Raw genomic sequence first — 15,812 nt, 5'->3', positions numbered from 1 at the left:
GGCCGTCTCTCAAACGGCGCGGCTGTAGCGCCGCGCAGGCTGGTCGATATGGGCGTCGAAGGCGGAGGCAATCTTGCGCACCAGCAGGCGGGCATGCTCCGGCAGCAGGATACGCGTCCCGTCGAAGCGGATCATGCCCTCCTGCGAGAGCCTGTCGAGCTTGCTCAGCGATGGGGCGAGCGAGTGCGGATCGGCGCCGTGCCGGGCGCAGACCGCGTGGATATCGACCGTGAGATCGCACATCAGCCGCTCGATCAGCTCGGCCCGCAGGCGATCGTCGGCGCTCAGCCGATAGCCTTTGACCGTCGGCAGCTCGCCTTGCCCGATGCGCTCGACATAGCGCCCGATCACCACCTCGTTCTGGACATAGCCCTGCGGCAGCCGGCCTATCGCCGAAGCGCCGAAGCCGAGCAGCACCTCGCAGCCATCGGTGGTGTAGCCCTGAAAATTGCGGCGGAGACTGCCGCTGCCCAGCGCCTGCGCCATCTCGTCCTCGGGTCGCGCGAAATGGTCGAGCCCGATCCGGACATAGCCGGCCGCGACGAGCCGCTCCGCCATCGCCTCTGCCTGCTCCCACCGCGCCGCGCCATCGGGCAGGTCGGCCGCCACGATGCGCCGCTGATGCTTCTTGAAATCCGGCACATGCGCGTAGCCGAAGATCGAGAAGCGTTCCGGCCGCATGTCCAGGCAGCGCTCGACCGTGTCGATGCAGGAGGCCAGCGTCTGCTTCGGCAGGCCGTAGATCAAGCCGAAATCCCCCCCGCCAATGCCGGCCGCGCGCAGGTCTGCAACGACGGCAGCGGTCTCCTCGACGCTCTGGATGCGGTTGATCGCCTTCTGCACGAGAGGATCGAAGCTCTGCACGCCGAGGCTCGCGCGGTTGACTCCCGCCTCGCCCAGAGCCGCCGTCATCGCCCGCGTCAGGCGGCGCGGGTCGATCTCAACCGCGATCTCGGTCGCCGGATCGAGCGCGAAACGCTGCCTGAGCAGTCCGATCAATGCGACGAAATCGTCGGGCTCCAGAATCGTCGGCGTGCCCCCGCCGAAATGGATATGGCGCACATCGAGCGGCGCTCGCAGATGACCTGCCGCGAGGTCGATTTCGCGGCGCAGCACCGCGAGGTAGTCGACGATTGGCCCATCGCGCAGGGCGACCGTCGTATGGCAGCCGCAATACCAGCACATCGAGCGGCAGAACGGAATGTGGAGATAGAGCGAGGCCTTCGTCTTCGGCGCGAGTTCGGCCAGCCAGCGCCCGTAGCAGGCGGCATCAACATCGGTGCTGAAATGCGGTGCCGTCGGATAACTCGTGTAGCGGGGCAGACGTTCGTCGAGGTCAGGCGTTCTCTGGGCTTCCACGAGTTGTTCCCTGCGGCAATTCAAATTGGCTCGGACAATAGGAGCCTAGGACCGGCTTCTCTTTGACCAGGCACAAGTTCCGAACCGAACTTATGGTCGTCAGGGAATGGATAGCATGTCAGCATAATCCCTTTGGCCAATACCGCGCTCATGTGGGACGACGAACGAGCCGGGGCGGATAATGCGACAACGAAAAATGCCGTTGTGCAGCGTGACGCATCCTTGGAAGGGTCGCTTCTGCGGTCGCCAAGGCGGCGGCGATCGATGCTTAAGCCGTCGGCGCGCGTTCGTCAGCCGATTCAAGGCGCCTTGCATCCAGACGGCACATCTCCTCGCCGGAGAAGGCCCGCGAGCGTGTGAGGAAGCGCTGCTCGGTGCCGTTCTCGAGCGAGAACATGCCGCCTCGCCCCTTCACCACATCGATGATCAGTTGGGTGTGCCGCCAGACTGCGAATTGTGATCCGCTGATATAGACCGGAGCACCGCCCACCTCTCCGAGCTTCACGTCATGGTCTCCGATGATGAAGTCGTCCTGCGGGTAGCACATCGGCGAGGAGCCGTCGCAGCAGCCGCCGGATTGATGGAACAGCACAGGGCCGTTTTCCGCCTGCAGCAGCGCGATCAGGTCGAGCGCGGCGGGCGTGGCCGAAACCTGCTCGATGGCATGCTCTCTCATGTCGAAGCCTCCTGCATCTGGAGCCGCCGCCGGCATCATCTTCCCATGACGGATCGCGAAAGCCCGGCACGATGCGGTGGCGACGGGCGCCCTCGATCGTGCCGGGAAGTCGGCCCTGCTTCAGGCCTCGGGGAGATCTCAGAAGAAGCCTAGCTTCTTGGGCGAGTAGCTGACCAGCATGTTCTTGGTCTGCTGATAGTGGTCGAGCATCATCTTGTGGTTCTCGCGCCCGATGCCCGACTGCTTGTAACCACCGAAGGCCGCATGGGCCGGATAAGCATGGTAGCAGTTGGTCCAGACCCGGCCGGCCTGAATGGCACGTCCGAAGCGGTAGGCGCGATTGCCGTCGCGGGTCCATACGCCGGCGCCGAGACCGTAGAGCGTGTCGTTGGCGATCGATAGCGCCTCCTCGTCGTCCTTGAAGGTCGTCACCGAAACCACTGGCCCGAAGATCTCCTCTTGGAAGACACGCATCTTGTTGTGGCCCTTCAGGACGGTTGGCTTGACGTAGTAGCCGCCCGCCAGATCGCCCGGCAGTTCGTTGCGCTCGCCACCGATCAGCACCTGCGCGCCCTCCTGCCGGCCGATGTCGAAATAGCTCAGGATCTTCTCAAGCTGTTCCGACGAGGCCTGCGCACCGATCATCGTCGAGGAATCGAGCGGGTCGCCCTGCTTGATCGCCTCGACACGCTTCAGCGCCTTTTCCATGAAGCGGTCGTAGATGCTCTCATGGATGATCGCTCGGCTCGGGCAGGTGCAGACCTCGCCTTGATTGAGCGCGAACATGACGAAGCCCTCGATCGCCTTGTCGAGAAAGTCGTCGTCCTCGACCGCGACGTCCTTGAAGAAGATGTTGGGGGACTTGCCGCCGAGCTCGAGCGTCACCGGAATCAGGTTTTGGCTGGCATACTGCATGATCAGCCGGCCGGTTGTGGTCTCGCCGGTGAAGGCGATCTTGGCGATGCGGCTGGATGAAGCCAGCGGCTTGCCGGCTTCCAGGCCGAAGCCGTTGACGATGTTGAGCACGCCCGGCGGCAGGATGTCGGCGATCAGCTCCGCGAAGACGAGGATCGAGGCCGGCGTCTGCTCGGCCGGCTTGAGCACGACGCAGTTGCCGGCGGCGAGCGCCGGGGCGAGCTTCCACACCGCCATCAGGATCGGGAAGTTCCAGGGAATGATCTGTCCGACGACGCCGAGCGGCTCGTGGAAGTGATAGGCGACGGTGTCGTGGTCGATCTCCGAAAGGCCGCCTTCCTGCGCACGGATCGCGCCAGCGAAGTAGCGGAAATGGTCGATCGCCAGCGGCATGTCGGCGGCGGTCGTTTCACGGATCGGCTTGCCGTTGTCCCAAGTCTCGGCTTGCGCGAGCAGATCGAGATTGTCCTCCATCACCTGCGCGATCTTGTTGAGGAGGAAAGCCCGTTCGGCGACGCTGGTGCGGCCCCAGGCGTCCTTGGCGGCGTGGGCGGCATCGAGCGCCGCCTCGATGTCCTTGGCATCCGAACGCGCGATCTCGCAGAGCAGCCGGCCGTTCACCGGCGAGGTATTCTCGAAATAGCGCCCCGAGATCGGCTCGGCCCATTTGCCGTTGATGAAATTGCCGTAGCGCGCCTTGAACGGCGTCGCGGACGAGCGGATGAATTCTGGCTTGTTCATGGTGTCCTCCTTGTCAGCGCATTGAGGCCGCGCCCTGAGAAGGAGGATCGGCCCAATCCAGCGCCGCTGTCAGGATCGAATCCGCATTTTCGACAGCAGGACTGTCTCAGCTTTGCGACAGATCGCGGAAGGGATCGCTGAGTTGTCCTTATCGGGCGCGTTCAAGCCCCAGCCGCGCAAGCTTGCGGTGCATGGTTGCGCGGCTGACGCCGAGCGCGCGGGCGGCTGCGGAGACGTTGCCATTGGCCCGGGCCAGCGCTCTCTGCACGACGCCGCGCTCGGCGGCGCTCAGTTCCTCGTCTGGCTTGGCTTCGTGACCCATCAACAGGTCTTCCGCCGGAAAGGGCTGCGCGAGCCGTTCGTCGGTCAGGCCATAGGCCAGTCGCGCGGCGCGGCTCGCGCCGATGACGAGGTCTCCCTTGTCGACAGCCAGAAGCCCGCCGCCGCCGCCGGCTCCGTCCTGTGCAACCACGATCCGCGCTTTCGGAAAGGCCATCCGGAAATGATGGTCCTCGATCCGGTGCGCCGCCTCGACCGTCGCGCTGGCGACGAGCTTCAACATGGCCGGCGTCAGGTCAGCGCGGCAAGTCGAAACATCCAGCGTCGCGATCAACCGTCCCCGCGCATCCCAGATCGGGGCGACGGTGCAGCTCAGGCCGATATTGCGGGTGAGGAAATGCTGGTCGCGATGGATCGTCAGCGGGCGCCCTTCGGCGACGCAGGTGCCGACGCCGTTTGTGCCCTCGCTGGCCTCGCTCCAGACCATGCCGGTCCAGAGGCCCATGTTGCGGAAGTCGAGATCATCTCCGGCCACGCCCCGCCGGTCGAGCGGAATGCCCTCGCGATCGGTCAGCAGCACACAGCAGCCGGCATCGCCGACAGACTGGAAGAGGCGATCCAGCGAGGTCTGCGCCAGCCTGATCAACGGATCCAGGCGTTCGAAGGCAGCATCGAATTCAGCCTGACCGAGACGCCAGGGCGGACGAGCGTGATCAGGGTCGAGGCCGTATTTCACGACCGAGCGCGACCACGACGCCGCCACTGCGGATTGGCCAACCGCTGCCGCGTTGCTCAAGGTCGAATAAATCCGATTGGCGTGATGGGCCCGCCCCTTCTCAGCCATGCCTGACACCCGTTTCCACCCGCCTCGCATGTCTTTTGAGGCCGACGGCAGCGACGCCATCGCATGCATGCGATTTCCGACATGTTCCGGCCGTTCCGGCCTTGTTGTCAACCAAGTCAGCTTTCCCTAGAGCTCGTTCTGGGTAGGGCGGATATCAGCTTTGCCCAACACGTACCGATTACGTCGTCCAAGCCGGAATCGCTCCCTCATCGCCGAGAGGTTGTTGCGCGATGGTTGGGGCTTGTTTTTAACTCCAGTTTCGGCTGCTGAACCGAAATTACACGGGCGCTTGGGTGTGGGGGGACGGTATGAGTCCCTCTCCCGGTATGGTCCATCCCTGCTTTGCTGCGGGTCAATGAACCGCCCAAGATGGATTGGCTGCAGAGGAGCGTAGGCGCTTGCAAGATGGATCAAGTCCGCTATCCTGAGCATTAGGCGATCCCACTCTGTACTCCCACACAGAGTTGGAATCGGCGGCGGAATTTCCTTTGTTTTTCAAGGAATTCGGGACTGGCCGGTAGGTTCGAGTCCTCTCCTGGGCAGACTTTTCTTCGATGGCAATCCTATCGATTATTTGCTGGGTAAGCGTGGCCAGCAAGCTTTACCGGGCCCAGCTCAACCAACTCCGCTGCATTCAGAGTCCGCGCCCATTTTTCCCTTCCAGTAGCATCAGCACGACGTCGGGGGGGACTACATCAAGCCCAGTTACTATCGACATCTCATCGGCGCGCATCTTGCCAAGAAGATCGGGCGCGCAGCCTCGAACGATGGTTTAAACCACACCTACCGCTCGCCACGAGGTTCCCCCGGTTCGCGCTTCGCTTCGCCTCGTGCCGGGTCGGTCCGTTTGCGTTGCGCAGAGGCTGCCAATTCCCGCAGCAACTGCTCCCGCCGCGTTTCCGGATCGGGCATCTTCGCCACGAATTCTCGCACCTTCATCGCCAGCGCCCGATCGCTCCCCTTCCCGGTGCGCTCCAGCTCCTTGGCGTGATCCAGGTACTGCGCCCGGATTTTCGCCTGCCGTTCGCGAGCCTTTTGCTCCCAGGGACGCGCAGCTGAGGCCCAAGCCCTCACGGCGCGAACGACATCCTCCCGAGCTCCCTTGTCGGCGTCCGGGACCACACCGCGACGGCGCAGCGCCACCACCGTTCCCTTGTCGTGCTTGCGTACCTTCCCCCTCGTCCGCCGCGGCGTCGCCTCGGCCGCGACGCCGCGCAAGCGCAACTCGCCGGCGAACCGCTCTCGCCAGGTCGCCAGATCGGCCTTTCGTGGGTTGAGGCGCTTGCCATTGTAGCCCTGCGAGCGAACCGTCAGATGCACATGTGGATGCTTGTCATCGAGATGCTGGACGAAGACGTAGTCGTGGTTGACCTCAAAAGTCTCGATCGCGAACGCCCGCGCGGCATCCTTCACCGCGCTCGGATCGGTGCCCGGCGGCATCGACAGGATGATGTTGACCGACACACTGCCATCGCGACGGCGTTTGTCGTCAAGCTCGGCATCCTCAGTCCAGCGCGACTGCAGGTCCTTGAGACCCTCCCTGCCCTGCATCAGCGAACCCTGTTCGGTCTCCGCCGTAAGCGCGCCATTGCGCATGATGTATTCGAGATGGGATTTGAGATGCCCGGCGTCTTTGGTGCGCCCAGTGATCTTCACCATCACCTCCGGCGCGCGACCCACGATGCGCTCGAGCCGCGCCCGCATCGCCGGCGTGACGCGCTGCGGGCTAACGGGATCTGGGATGTCGGCCTCAGACACGCGCGGTCGGAGCACCGGCGTCCGCCAGACATAAGAGATCGGCGGCAGATCATCGAGCAGCTCTTGAGCGCCCTTCCCGCTCATCAGCGGCCCTCCCAATAGGTGCTGGTTCGATCCAACACGTCCTTGAGTTCACCCTGAAGCGCTTCGAGCGCCGTGCGCGCATCCGCGAGCCCCGATTTGGAACCTGCGGCCGAACTGCTGTCGCCCCCGTTTGCAGCCCGGGCGATTTGATTGATGTTGCCACCGATCCGATTGAGCTCGCGAGCGATCGTTCGCAGCGCCTCGCGCTCGCCATCGGATTGCTGCGCTGGAGCGCCGAGCCGCGACCGCACCAACGATGTGATCCACTGCGTCCGCGTCATTCCGCGCGCCGCCGCCATCTCGCCCAGCTGACGCAACTCGCTTTCCCGGAAGCGAACCGTCACCTTCTGCGGTGCGCCGATTGCCACGGGCGCGCGTTTCGAATCCGGCCCCCCGACAGCGCCCTCGAGCAGTCGCCGGATCAGCGCCGACTTGCCGCCCTCCGTCGCAGCAAGCGCCGCGAACTGAAGCGCCAAGTCATCCGAGACCCGCAACGTCAGCGTCGGCATCAGGGCGCTCCATCTCCGCAGCGAGAACTATCGACGCGCGGAAGCACGCCTTCACTCCAAACTGGCGTAATAATTCGCTGGCGGCAAGCCTATCCTGCACTACAAACGCAACCAAAAACTCACAACAATCCACTTCGGTTAACGATTCGTGAAGGGGCAGCTGATGAGCGCTCTCGGCTGCCCCCAGCAAACCGGCGATGCTGTCGCTGGCTTAGGAAATGAGACCGCCTTGGAATGAAGCAGTGTGGTTCAAACCACACTCTGAGCGAGGCGCTCGTATCGCAGTGTTAGCCGATGAGAACCGCTTCGATCCGAAGCGCGGCCACGCTGGCATCCTCGACCGACCCGTCATCGAACGAGACGCGCGCGAACCCTTGGCCGCTCGCCGTCGTGTCATCGAGCACCAAAGCACCATATCGCTTGCCGACACGGACCCGCACGACAGCCACACCCTTTGCAGCAGGACACGCTTGCGGCGCCGTCGCTGCTGAAGCGCGCGCACTCCGGTCGGGTCGATGACTGGGCTCAGCGCTCTCCATCGAGCCAACCGGCTCGTCGGCTTTCGCATCGATCGCTCCTAATGGCGTGCCGGATGAGCGAACCCTCGCCGCTAACTCGCGCGCTTGGGCATCGGTGAAGGCCGTACGATCCTCGACCGCGCGCTCGACATCGTTCGGCTCCTGCCGCCAGGCCTGATAGAGTTCGTAGACCGCCCGGATCGAACTCGTCGCCAGCATCTCCTGTAGGAAAGGCGGCATCTTCGGGACCGCGCCATAGCGCGAAACCCAGTCGCGCGGTTTGCCGAGACGTCGCGCGATTTCGGTCTGCTTCTCACCCGCCTCAAGCCGCTCCGTTATGAAACGTGCGATCTCGTTGGCTTTCAGATCGTCACGCTGGATGTTCTCGATCATCTGGGCGTAGGGGTTCGCTTCATCCGCGTCCCGAACAAAAATCGGAGCTTCGACGAGATCGGCGATCTTCGCCGCCCGGTAGCGCCGTGCGCCCATCACGATGATGAACCGGCCAGCCTGCGGCGAGCGCCTGACCACGATCGGCTGGAGGATGCCCTCAATCCGGATCGACGCCGCAAGATTCTGAAGCTCTTCCTCGCGAAACTCGCGCCGCGGCTGGTCGGGATCCTCGTCGATCAGGTCCAGCGCGACCTTGAGCGGCCGACCGTCAGACGCATCGCCGACAGCGACGTCGGCAAGGTCCTTGAAGCTCAGATCCAGCGCCATGCCATCACCCCATCTGCTCGACGATGCGCGACAGCACGGTGCGGATTTCCCTACCGGCCTCCTGCGCCGAGCGCTTCTTCAATGTCCAGACGGGAACGCCCTCCGCCACCGCCTCGGCATAGCCGTCGCGCGCGACGATGTGGCCAGGAAAGACGTACTTGCCCGCTTCGCGCAGAAGCTGGTCGAGATGCGCCCGCTGGCGCGGCGACTTCGTGTTGAAGTTCGACGGCAGCAGCCCCAGAAACTTCATGTCGGAGCGGCCATAGCGCTGCTGCACGCCGATCACGGTCTGGAGCAGGCCTTTCACACCCTTCACCGAGTAATCCTCGAGATAGATCGGCGACAGTACATGCGTCGCGGCGACCAGCGCGGCCACGCTGCGCAAACCCAGCGAGGGCGGCGTGTCGATGACGCACACGTCGAACGCCGCGCTGCCGGCCCGGAGGTTGTCGCGGAATTGCTGGATGCCGGCGGCGTCGCCACGGTCGACATCGGTGAGGGAGCTGTCCGAGGCCGCGAGTGTGATGCCATCTACCCCACCAGTGACTGGAGCCCTGCCCTGTCGAAACAGCTCGGCGGCGGTGACGTCGCCGCGATGCCGCTTCATCGTGTCGGTGGCGTTGCCTTGGGCATCCGCGTCGATCAGCAGCACGCGACCGCCGGTCTCGGCAAGGTGCCAGGCAAGGTGGACAGCGAGCGTCGTCTTGCCGACGCCGCCTTTCTGGTTGTTGATCACGATGGTCTTCATGGCGAACGCGACATGACGCTGGTCCCGACAATTCCGATGCGCGACGCCTTCTGACGGCCGATCGCGGCGATGACGTGACGGTGTGGTTCAAACCACACCGCGGCGAGGCGCCATGGACAGCTCGCCTGCGCGCAGCGAAGCAAGCGCAGGCGCGGGCAACATGCGAAAAGCCGGCCCGACGCGTGTCGCGTCAGACCGGAAAGTTCGATTCGTGATCCTCAGAACGGCAGCGCTGCCAGATCCACCGCGTGGCCCGCAGCCCAGCCCTCGACCTCCGCGAAGTACACCGCTTCCTCTTCGCCGCGATCCTGCTCGGACAGGAATTCCAGCTCGCGCTGCGCTTCGCGCCGCTCGCGCGGCGTCAGGCAAGCATTGTTCAGTTCGGCCTTGAGTTCGGCAATCTGCTGATCGATCGGCATGGTCATGAGAACCTCCTTCGTCTCGAATGGACGAAGGCGCACCACGCGTCGGCGGAGACCGGGTCAAGGATCGGCGCAGCCGACCGCCGGAGGCGGCGCGAGGGGGAGCCGAAATGCGAAGCATTTTGGGGGCACCGCGCGTCCTTGAGGCGGGCTCCGCCGGCCGTATCATGGGCCGACCAGAGAGCCCCTCCAGCTCGCACAGGAAGCACCAGGGTGGCTGACACGGCTTGGAGCGTGCGAGGATCGAGATGTGGTTTGAACCACCAATTGCCGAAAGTGTGGTTTGAACCACAATGCGCCCGCCGACCGCTTCATCGAGTGAGGTGTGGTTCAAACCACATCCGCACTTGCGCGCTGGGAAATGGCGGGACCGGCGCGCCGACGCAGCCAAAGTCCAAAAGGATTGGCCCCGCCTCGCGGCGGGGCCATCTTGGGCTAGCCTCAGTCGCGGGTCGGCCGGGACCAGATGAGCTGGAGGCCATCCGTGCCCTCGACCTCGATTAGCGTGGCGTAGATCGCGGCCGGGAAGCTGGGATCGTCGAGCTTGACCGAGAGATAGTCGCGCCCCTCGGTCGAGGTCTTCTGCCAGGCAGCGCCGAACTCGACAGCGCCTGCGAGGATGCGGAAGGCTGGGCCCTTCTCGGATGGACGCTCAGGACGCACCATCTTGGCTTTGACGTTGAGGTTGAGGGTCTTGATCATCCCGTTAAAGCCGTCGCCGTTCGAGGTGAAGCTGCCGATGATCGCCATTGTCGTAATTCCTTCTGGTTGGTCGAGGCCTTGCGCCCATCGCGGCCTCGATGGCAGTCGAAGGACCGGAGGCGATCGACCTGCATCCTGAAGGGACCGCAACGCAGTGAAGGACGGACGGGAGCGGCTTTCTTGTCCCGCGAGGAATGGGACCGCAGGGCCCAGGGGAAGAAAGTCGTGGACGGCCGTTGCAGGTGTGAGAGCGAGACGGCGCGCCAGCGACGACGGCCTCCGGTCAGACATGCCCATCGAGGACGCAGTGGACGCCAGGCCCAGCAGACGCCCGGGATACGGAAGGCGATAGTACTCGCCGCAATTCCCGACCTGGCTCCGGCATCATCGAGCTCGAGCATTCATGCAGCCTCCGCGATTGAGCTTGCCTCCGGCTGGAGGCTATGCAGATAGGCGACGGCCCGCTGCGCATGCGCCGCGGCCGAAAAGATGAAGCGCTTGTCGTTCGACAGAACCCGCAACCAGGAAGCGAGATAGCTGGCGTGATCTGGACGCGGCTCCAGCTCCGGCACAAGGCCGAGATCGGCGCAGAGGAAGCAGCTTCCAAGTTCCGCGATCAGCTCCTCGCGCGCCCTCTCGCTGCGATCCTTGCCGTAGCGGCTGAGATCGCGGTTCACGCGATGCGGGGCTGCTGTCCAATGGGCCGCCTCGTGGCTCAGCGTCGCGACATAAGACGCTCCATCGCGAAACGTCGCGAAAGGCGGCATCTGGATGTGGTCGGTCGCCGGGCAGTAGTAGGCGCGGTTGCCACCATGTCGGATGACGGCGCCGGTTTGGGCGAAGAAGCGATCGGCATGGTCGATCCGCTCGATCGGATCGCGCGACGGTTCAGCCTGCCCGCGATGGTGGTCGGGTAGGCCATCGATCTGCTCGGCGTTGAAGACCGTGTAGGATTTGAGGAACGGAATATCGCGATCGACCGCGTCGCCGGCGGCATCGGTCTCGGTTTTCTTGAAACGGCTCGCGAAGACAACCATCGAACCGGTCTCGCCCTTGCGGACAGCGCCGCCGAGTTCGAGCGCCTGCTTGAATGTCATCCAGACCGGGGAGGCGAAGCCGCGCGCCGCAGCCTCAGACCAGAGCAAGAGCACGTTCATCCCGCTATATGGCAACCCGTTATGCCGCAGCGGCCGTGTCACGCTTCCGTTGCCACTGCCTGAACGCCATGGCTGCATCCAGGGACGCACGCCCCTTTCCAGTTCCGCGACGATCCTGTCGGTGATCCGAGCATAAATGTCCGCGCGCGGTTTGTCTTCTGACCTGCTCATGATCCAACCTCCTTGTGGAGATCGCGCCGATCGCGACCCCGTCACGGCGGTCGAAAAGCCGGGGGTCAGGCGATGGCTGCACCCGAAGGGCTGGAACGAAGTGGAAGACGGCAAAGCCGTTGCAGCCGATGCCGTCCCGGCTAAGACCGTGGATCGGGACGGGTCGCGATCGAAGCGCCTGCCAACCGCTCACAATAATCGCACTTCGACGGGGCTGGCGCCGACGGCCGAGAGCCGCTATCTTCTGACTAGCTGACTAGCTCGAATATCATGACGAAAAGAGCTGCGTGAATGGCCAAGGCAATACCTCAAGGACGATGGAAGCTCGAAGACGCAAAAGCTCGCTTCAGCGAAGTCGTGCGTCACGCTCGGACCGTGGGGCCGCAGCGGGTGAGCGTGCGAGGCCATGACGCGGTCGTGGTCATGAGCGTCGAGGAATTCGAGCGTCTGGTTCCGCAAGAGCCGCAGGCGCCCTTCGTCGAGTTCATGGAGAGCCTGCATCTGGACGGGCTCAACTTAGCCCGCGAAGCGGATTTCGGGCGGGACGTCGAACTTTGAAAGGCTGGCTTCTCGACACCAACGTCGTCGCCGCACTGATCAATCCCAACGGCGCGCCGTCGGTGAAGGCATGGGCGCGCGACCAGCCCGAGGACAGCTTCTTCATCAGCATCCTGACGCTGGCCGAATACGACAAGGGGATTTTCAACCTAGCGCCCGATCATCCCGACCGGCCGAGATACAAGGCCGCCCGAGACGCTCTGGCGCAACGATTCCAGGATCGGATGCTCGGCGTCAGCAACCCGGTCGTGCTGGCCTGGGGGCGGATGTCGGGAGAGAGTAGGCTGGCAAGCGGACATCCACCGCCTGTGATCGACACAATGCTGGCCGCAACCGCGATCGAGCACGATCTCTATCTCGTGACACGCAACACCAAGGATGTCGGCGCGACCGGCGCGGTGGTGTTCGATCCGTGGAATGATAATCCGGAACGGTTTCCGCTTCGGCCTGCCGGAAAAAGAGCGCGGTGAACGGTGGTCCGATCGCACGGACCGTAGAGATGGCGAGCGGGGCTGACGCCCCGCTCGCCAAGCCTCAGCCGAACGCCGCCATCTGAACTGCCGCCGCCTTGCGATCGACGGATGGCCCGGCGGTTTCCGCTGCTCGCTCGAAGGGCTTCCATCGTTCGCCGATGACCTGCTCGTAAGCCGTAACTGCACCTTCTGCGGCCATAAGCAGTGCATGCGCCTGGACGCCCATGTCGGCCGCGAACTCGCGTTTGCGCTGGGCTGGACCGTCGAAGCCGACCGGGCCATCGACATCCTCGTCGCGAGCATCGCAGGCCGATTTGGCGGTGGCGTCCCGCGCCTCGGTGACCGCGCGGGAGTAGAACTGCCCGGCGCCATGGGCCGAACCGACATAGGCGCCGACGATGCGCTGCAGGTGGATCTGCATCGCCCGCTCGCCGAGCCCGTCCTGCAGGCTCGCCGCGGTCTCCACGATCAACCGCTCGTGCAAGTCGCGGATGCCCTCGCCGTCGAGGACCGGGAGCCCGAAGCTCTCAGCAATGAGGAGCGCCTGTTGCTGGTCGGGGCAGGCGAGCCGGGTCATGTCGATGGTCGTGCCCTTGCGGAGCGGAATGACGCGGGCGGTCTGGCGGGGTGAATGTGCGGTCTTGGGCATGGGAAAGTCCTTTATTCGGTTGCACCCTCGGAGCCGGATCGGCGCTTGGCCGTTGTCCCCTCGGGTGCGGTCGATCCGAACCGTCGAATGCCCTGGCGCATCAGGGCCCGGCCTATGCCAGGCGAGCGGACGGGGCTGGCGGGCAAGCAGGGCGTAAGCCCTCGCGAAGGACGCGGCGCCTCGTCTGCGAGATCGGCGAAGGCGGGCCGCCACGCGGCGCGGCACGCGGCCTTGAAGCGCCTGGCCGACGGTTCAGACCGCAGCAAACCCGAGAGGACGAGGGCACGCCCGTTTGGCGGCCGCGAGGCACCCGAAGACGGCCGACAGAACCTCGCCGCTACGCGCCGCCGACCGTTGTGGGCCTGACGAACCAGCAAAGCGCCAGATCGAGTTGCCCTGTCACGCCGCGCGCGCAGCAAACATTCGATGACGCTCGCAATGGGCGGCGATGGCCCGGTCCTGCCGCGCAAGTTTGCGCGACAGCGCGTCGATCTCAGGCTGACGCTCAGCCATCAGCGCAGCAAGGGTCGCGCGATAGCGCTCCAGAGCCATGCACGCGCCGGAGCTCTCGCTTTGCCGCTGGCCTTGCCGCCTGCGCCGCTGCGGGACCAGTGCGGTCGCCCTACGCGCAATCTGCCGGTCGATCAGCTCGAGCTGGCGTTGAACCTGCCGGCGCGCTTCCTCCATGCGAGTAAGCTGCGCCAACGTCTCGGGCGCGGTCATCACGACGACGTCCCGCGCTGCCAGCCGATGAAGCTGGAAGGCCCGGCGTAGACAGCATGACGGGACGGATCGATGACGAAGCCGAACCGACCGACCGCGTACTCGCCGGCTGGAAGCTGGCGGACAGGCTGAGATTGCCCATGCTCCTGCCGGGCTGCTTCCGGATTAGCCGGCCCCTGCCATTGCTGGTCAGCCAGGCCGCGAGTCTCTTGGTGAAGCGCGCCAGTGGCCGCGGCGTTACGTCCGACCAAGAGATGATCGAGCCGATGGGAGCATGATCGAATATTGCGTGCGCGGACATGTTGTCCTCCGTGATGGCGCTGGCGTGAAAACGAAACCGCCGCCGGCACGAGGCCGGCGGCGGGAGGTCAATCGGGCGTCAGTGAGGGGGTCGGAGTTATTCCGCCGCGACGCGGTAGGCCTCGTCGATCGCCTCAGGATCAGAGTCATCGAGTGCAGCGGCATCGCCGGACCCGATATCAGCATCGTCCGCCGTGACGTCGGCGTCGTCATCCGCGCCGACCGTGCTCTTCGAGCGCCAGGTCGCGACCTCAGCCGCCGTCGGCGCGAACGCCGCCGACGGATGGACGAACCGCTGCTCCGTCAAATGCTCCACGAGCGCAGCGCGCGTGTCCTTAACCCGGGCGCGAGGAAGCACAGGTGTGTCCTTGCAGGAGCGCTCCAGCGCCTGGCGCGACAGACACGACAGGAACTCCTCCGTGCCCATGGTCGGCAGAAAACCGTCCGCGCCGACTGCGTCGCCGGCAAGGCGCGCGACGATGCCGCTGTTGGTCCGGTTCTCTCGCGCCGAGAGGACGTCGATCAGGGCCGACCGTGCCGCAACGCGCAGGGTGTCGCAGTCGAAGGCGAGCTTGCCGTCGGCATCGACGAGTTGCACGGCGTGCCGCTCCATCCGGGCAAACCCGTAGACATCGTCGGACGCGCCGGACTGGACCGATATGTTGCGACCAGCGAGCGCGAGCACGAGCAGCGCCATCAGCGTGTCGTCCTCGATCGGCGCCCGCGCCAGTGCCTCGTGCAGCGCATCGGTGCGCAGGTCGCCGATCATCTCGACGCCCTTGCGCGTCACGTCGGGTCGTGGCTTAGCCATCACGATCGTGTCGTCGCCGCCCTCAGCGTCGTCGGCGCCCTTGGCCTTCTTTGGCTCCGGCAGGCGGAAGTGAGCCGTCTGCACCTTGCCCTCACGGTCGAGATACATCGCCGTCCGATCGCTTTTGCCCGGCTTTCCGTAGACACGTTCGGCCTTGGGCGGCAGCACGACCTGGCCAAAATTGTTGACGTCGGTGACGACGCCGCGCTTGGGCAGGTGGATGGTCATCCATTCCTGCTGGGCGCCGAGGAACGCCTCGACATTGGTGGTGTAGCGGCTGTCCTCGTCGGCCGGCGCGAAGAGATCCTCGACCCATGAAATCCCATAGGCCTGGGCCAGATCGTCACCAAAACTCGCGTCGCGCGCGTACATGCGCTTCTTCGACAGAGCGTTCGCCACGCTCCACCATGATACCTGCGGGTCGCCCTTCTTCGGCTTCTGCGCCTTCCAGACCTCGCGCTGTTCGTCGAGATTGGCGGCCGCGATCGCGCGCAGTTGCTGCTCGCCCGGCATATCGCCCTTCGCCATGTGGTCCAGCATCGCAGGCAGCACATTCGCCAGCAACCTGAGTTTCTTGATCTGGCGCACCGGCAGTGCGAGCGCGATGCCGATCGCTTCCTCCGTCCAGCCGAGCGCGACGAGACGCTCGATCGCCCGCCACTGATCGACCGGGTTCAGCGGCTCGCGGGCGATGT

At 64.8% G+C, this 15,812-nt stretch carries 17 protein-coding genes; 3 read left to right on the top strand and 14 right to left on the bottom strand.

The window, feature by feature from the left end; translation table 11 throughout:
- Positions 1–9: 9 nt before the first annotated feature.
- The 11 genes from hemN to AE618_RS13525 form a co-directional block, all read right to left on the bottom strand.
- The gene (gene hemN, locus AE618_RS13575) at positions 10–1,359 is read right to left on the bottom strand and encodes an oxygen-independent coproporphyrinogen III oxidase (protein WP_054209617.1); all 1,350 of its coding nucleotides are present in this window, start codon (positions 1,357–1,359) and stop codon (positions 10–12) included.
- Positions 1,360–1,627: 268 nt separating this feature from the next.
- Entirely contained in the window at positions 1,628–2,035 is a 408-nt protein-coding gene (locus AE618_RS13570; RefSeq protein WP_054209616.1) for a DUF779 domain-containing protein, read from the bottom strand.
- 138 nt (positions 2,036–2,173) lie between these two features.
- Entirely contained in the window at positions 2,174–3,691 is a 1,518-nt protein-coding gene (gene adh, locus AE618_RS13565; RefSeq protein WP_054209615.1) for an aldehyde dehydrogenase, read from the bottom strand.
- Positions 3,692–3,839: 148 nt separating this feature from the next.
- Positions 3,840–4,814 carry a GAF domain-containing protein gene (locus tag AE618_RS13560; protein ID WP_054209614.1) on the bottom strand — a complete coding sequence of 325 codons (975 nt, stop codon included), beginning with the start codon at positions 4,812–4,814 and terminating at the stop codon, positions 3,840–3,842.
- Between the two features lie 783 nt (positions 4,815–5,597).
- Entirely contained in the window at positions 5,598–6,656 is a 1,059-nt protein-coding gene (locus AE618_RS13555) for a relaxase/mobilization nuclease domain-containing protein (RefSeq protein ID WP_054209613.1), read from the bottom strand.
- On the bottom strand, positions 6,656–7,165 hold the full coding sequence (locus AE618_RS13550) for a plasmid mobilization protein (RefSeq protein WP_054209612.1): 510 nt from the start codon (positions 7,163–7,165) through the stop codon (positions 6,656–6,658). Before AE618_RS13550 ends, AE618_RS13555 begins: the two co-directional genes overlap by 1 nt.
- 287 nt (positions 7,166–7,452) lie before the next feature.
- Positions 7,453–8,403, bottom strand: a complete 951-nt coding sequence (locus AE618_RS13545) for a ParB/RepB/Spo0J family partition protein (protein ID WP_054209611.1) — start codon at positions 8,401–8,403, stop codon at positions 7,453–7,455.
- A gap of 4 nt (positions 8,404–8,407) precedes the next feature.
- Positions 8,408–9,151 (bottom strand): ParA family protein, encoded by a 744-nt coding sequence (locus AE618_RS13540; RefSeq protein ID WP_054209610.1) that lies wholly within the window; start codon positions 9,149–9,151, stop codon positions 8,408–8,410.
- Positions 9,152–9,369: 218 nt separating this feature from the next.
- A complete protein-coding gene (locus AE618_RS13535; protein WP_054209609.1) occupies positions 9,370–9,576 on the bottom strand; it encodes a hypothetical protein in 207 nt (68 codons plus the stop codon).
- A gap of 438 nt (positions 9,577–10,014) precedes the next feature.
- Positions 10,015–10,323: a DUF736 domain-containing protein gene (locus AE618_RS13530; protein ID WP_054209608.1), complete on the bottom strand. Its 309-nt coding sequence runs from the start codon at positions 10,321–10,323 to the stop codon at positions 10,015–10,017.
- A gap of 353 nt (positions 10,324–10,676) precedes the next feature.
- Positions 10,677–11,603 (bottom strand): ArdC family protein, encoded by a 927-nt coding sequence (locus AE618_RS13525; RefSeq protein ID WP_054209607.1) that lies wholly within the window; start codon positions 11,601–11,603, stop codon positions 10,677–10,679.
- Positions 11,604–11,894: 291 nt separating this feature from the next.
- Between AE618_RS13525 and AE618_RS13520 the strand changes: the two genes are divergently transcribed.
- Together AE618_RS13520 and AE618_RS13515 are read left to right on the top strand one after the other, a co-directional pair.
- Positions 11,895–12,161 (top strand): type II toxin-antitoxin system Phd/YefM family antitoxin, encoded by a 267-nt coding sequence (locus AE618_RS13520; RefSeq protein ID WP_054209606.1) that lies wholly within the window; start codon positions 11,895–11,897, stop codon positions 12,159–12,161.
- Complete coding sequence (locus AE618_RS13515) at positions 12,158–12,631, top strand: type II toxin-antitoxin system VapC family toxin (protein ID WP_054209605.1); 474 nt, start codon at positions 12,158–12,160, stop codon at positions 12,629–12,631. Before AE618_RS13520 ends, AE618_RS13515 begins: the two co-directional genes overlap by 4 nt.
- A gap of 64 nt (positions 12,632–12,695) precedes the next feature.
- On the opposite strand, the gene AE618_RS13510 is transcribed toward AE618_RS13515, so the two are convergent.
- Positions 12,696–13,283, bottom strand: coding sequence for a hypothetical protein (locus AE618_RS13510; protein WP_054209604.1), 588 nt, complete (start codon positions 13,281–13,283; stop codon positions 12,696–12,698).
- A 399-nt stretch (positions 13,284–13,682) separates the two neighbouring features.
- Positions 13,683–14,006 carry a hypothetical protein gene (locus tag AE618_RS27365; protein WP_082365249.1) on the bottom strand — a complete coding sequence of 108 codons (324 nt, stop codon included), beginning with the start codon at positions 14,004–14,006 and terminating at the stop codon, positions 13,683–13,685.
- Positions 14,007–14,062: 56 nt separating this feature from the next.
- Here AE618_RS27365 and AE618_RS29260 point away from each other — a divergent pair, with 56 nt between their 5' ends.
- Positions 14,063–14,284 carry a hypothetical protein gene (locus AE618_RS29260; RefSeq protein WP_054209602.1) on the top strand — a complete coding sequence of 74 codons (222 nt, stop codon included), beginning with the start codon at positions 14,063–14,065 and terminating at the stop codon, positions 14,282–14,284.
- Between the two features lie 119 nt (positions 14,285–14,403).
- On the opposite strand, the gene AE618_RS13495 is transcribed toward AE618_RS29260, so the two are convergent.
- Positions 14,404–15,812, bottom strand: a 1,409-nt coding sequence (locus AE618_RS13495) for a plasmid partitioning protein (protein WP_054209601.1), incomplete at its 5' end; no start/stop codon positions are given.

It is taken from the genome of Allobosea vaviloviae, from assembly GCF_001298265.1.
Classification (GTDB): domain Bacteria; phylum Pseudomonadota; class Alphaproteobacteria; order Rhizobiales; family Beijerinckiaceae; genus Allobosea; species Allobosea vaviloviae_B.
The sequence above is the reverse complement of the archived record's forward strand: the minus strand, read 5'-3'. Positions and strand labels throughout refer to the sequence as shown.

Bases quoted from the DNA above. Each gene is read 5' to 3' on its own strand.
- AE618_RS13570 (WP_054209616.1), bottom strand. From the start codon at position 2,035: ATGAGAGAGCATGCCATCGAGCAGGTTTCGGCCACGCCCGCCGCGCTC.
- adh (WP_054209615.1), bottom strand. From the start codon at position 3,691: ATGAACAAGCCAGAATTCATCCGCTCGTCCGCGACGCCGTTCAAGGCG.
- AE618_RS13560 (WP_054209614.1), bottom strand. From the start codon at position 4,814: ATGGCTGAGAAGGGGCGGGCCCATCACGCCAATCGGATTTATTCGACC.
- AE618_RS13555 (WP_054209613.1), bottom strand. From the start codon at position 6,656: ATGAGCGGGAAGGGCGCTCAAGAGCTGCTCGATGATCTGCCGCCGATC.
- AE618_RS13550 (WP_054209612.1), bottom strand. From the start codon at position 7,165: ATGCCGACGCTGACGTTGCGGGTCTCGGATGACTTGGCGCTTCAGTTC.
- AE618_RS13545 (WP_054209611.1), bottom strand. From the start codon at position 8,403: ATGGCGCTGGATCTGAGCTTCAAGGACCTTGCCGACGTCGCTGTCGGC.
- AE618_RS13540 (WP_054209610.1), bottom strand. From the start codon at position 9,151: ATGAAGACCATCGTGATCAACAACCAGAAAGGCGGCGTCGGCAAGACG.
- AE618_RS13535 (WP_054209609.1), bottom strand. From the start codon at position 9,576: ATGACCATGCCGATCGATCAGCAGATTGCCGAACTCAAGGCCGAACTG.
- AE618_RS13530 (WP_054209608.1), bottom strand. From the start codon at position 10,323: ATGGCGATCATCGGCAGCTTCACCTCGAACGGCGACGGCTTTAACGGG.
- AE618_RS13525 (WP_054209607.1), bottom strand. From the start codon at position 11,603: ATGAGCAGGTCAGAAGACAAACCGCGCGCGGACATTTATGCTCGGATC.
- AE618_RS13520 (WP_054209606.1), top strand. From the start codon at position 11,895: ATGGCCAAGGCAATACCTCAAGGACGATGGAAGCTCGAAGACGCAAAA.
- AE618_RS13510 (WP_054209604.1), bottom strand. From the start codon at position 13,283: ATGCCCAAGACCGCACATTCACCCCGCCAGACCGCCCGCGTCATTCCG.
- AE618_RS27365 (WP_082365249.1), bottom strand. From the start codon at position 14,006: ATGACCGCGCCCGAGACGTTGGCGCAGCTTACTCGCATGGAGGAAGCG.
- AE618_RS29260 (WP_054209602.1), top strand. From the start codon at position 14,063: ATGACGGGACGGATCGATGACGAAGCCGAACCGACCGACCGCGTACTC.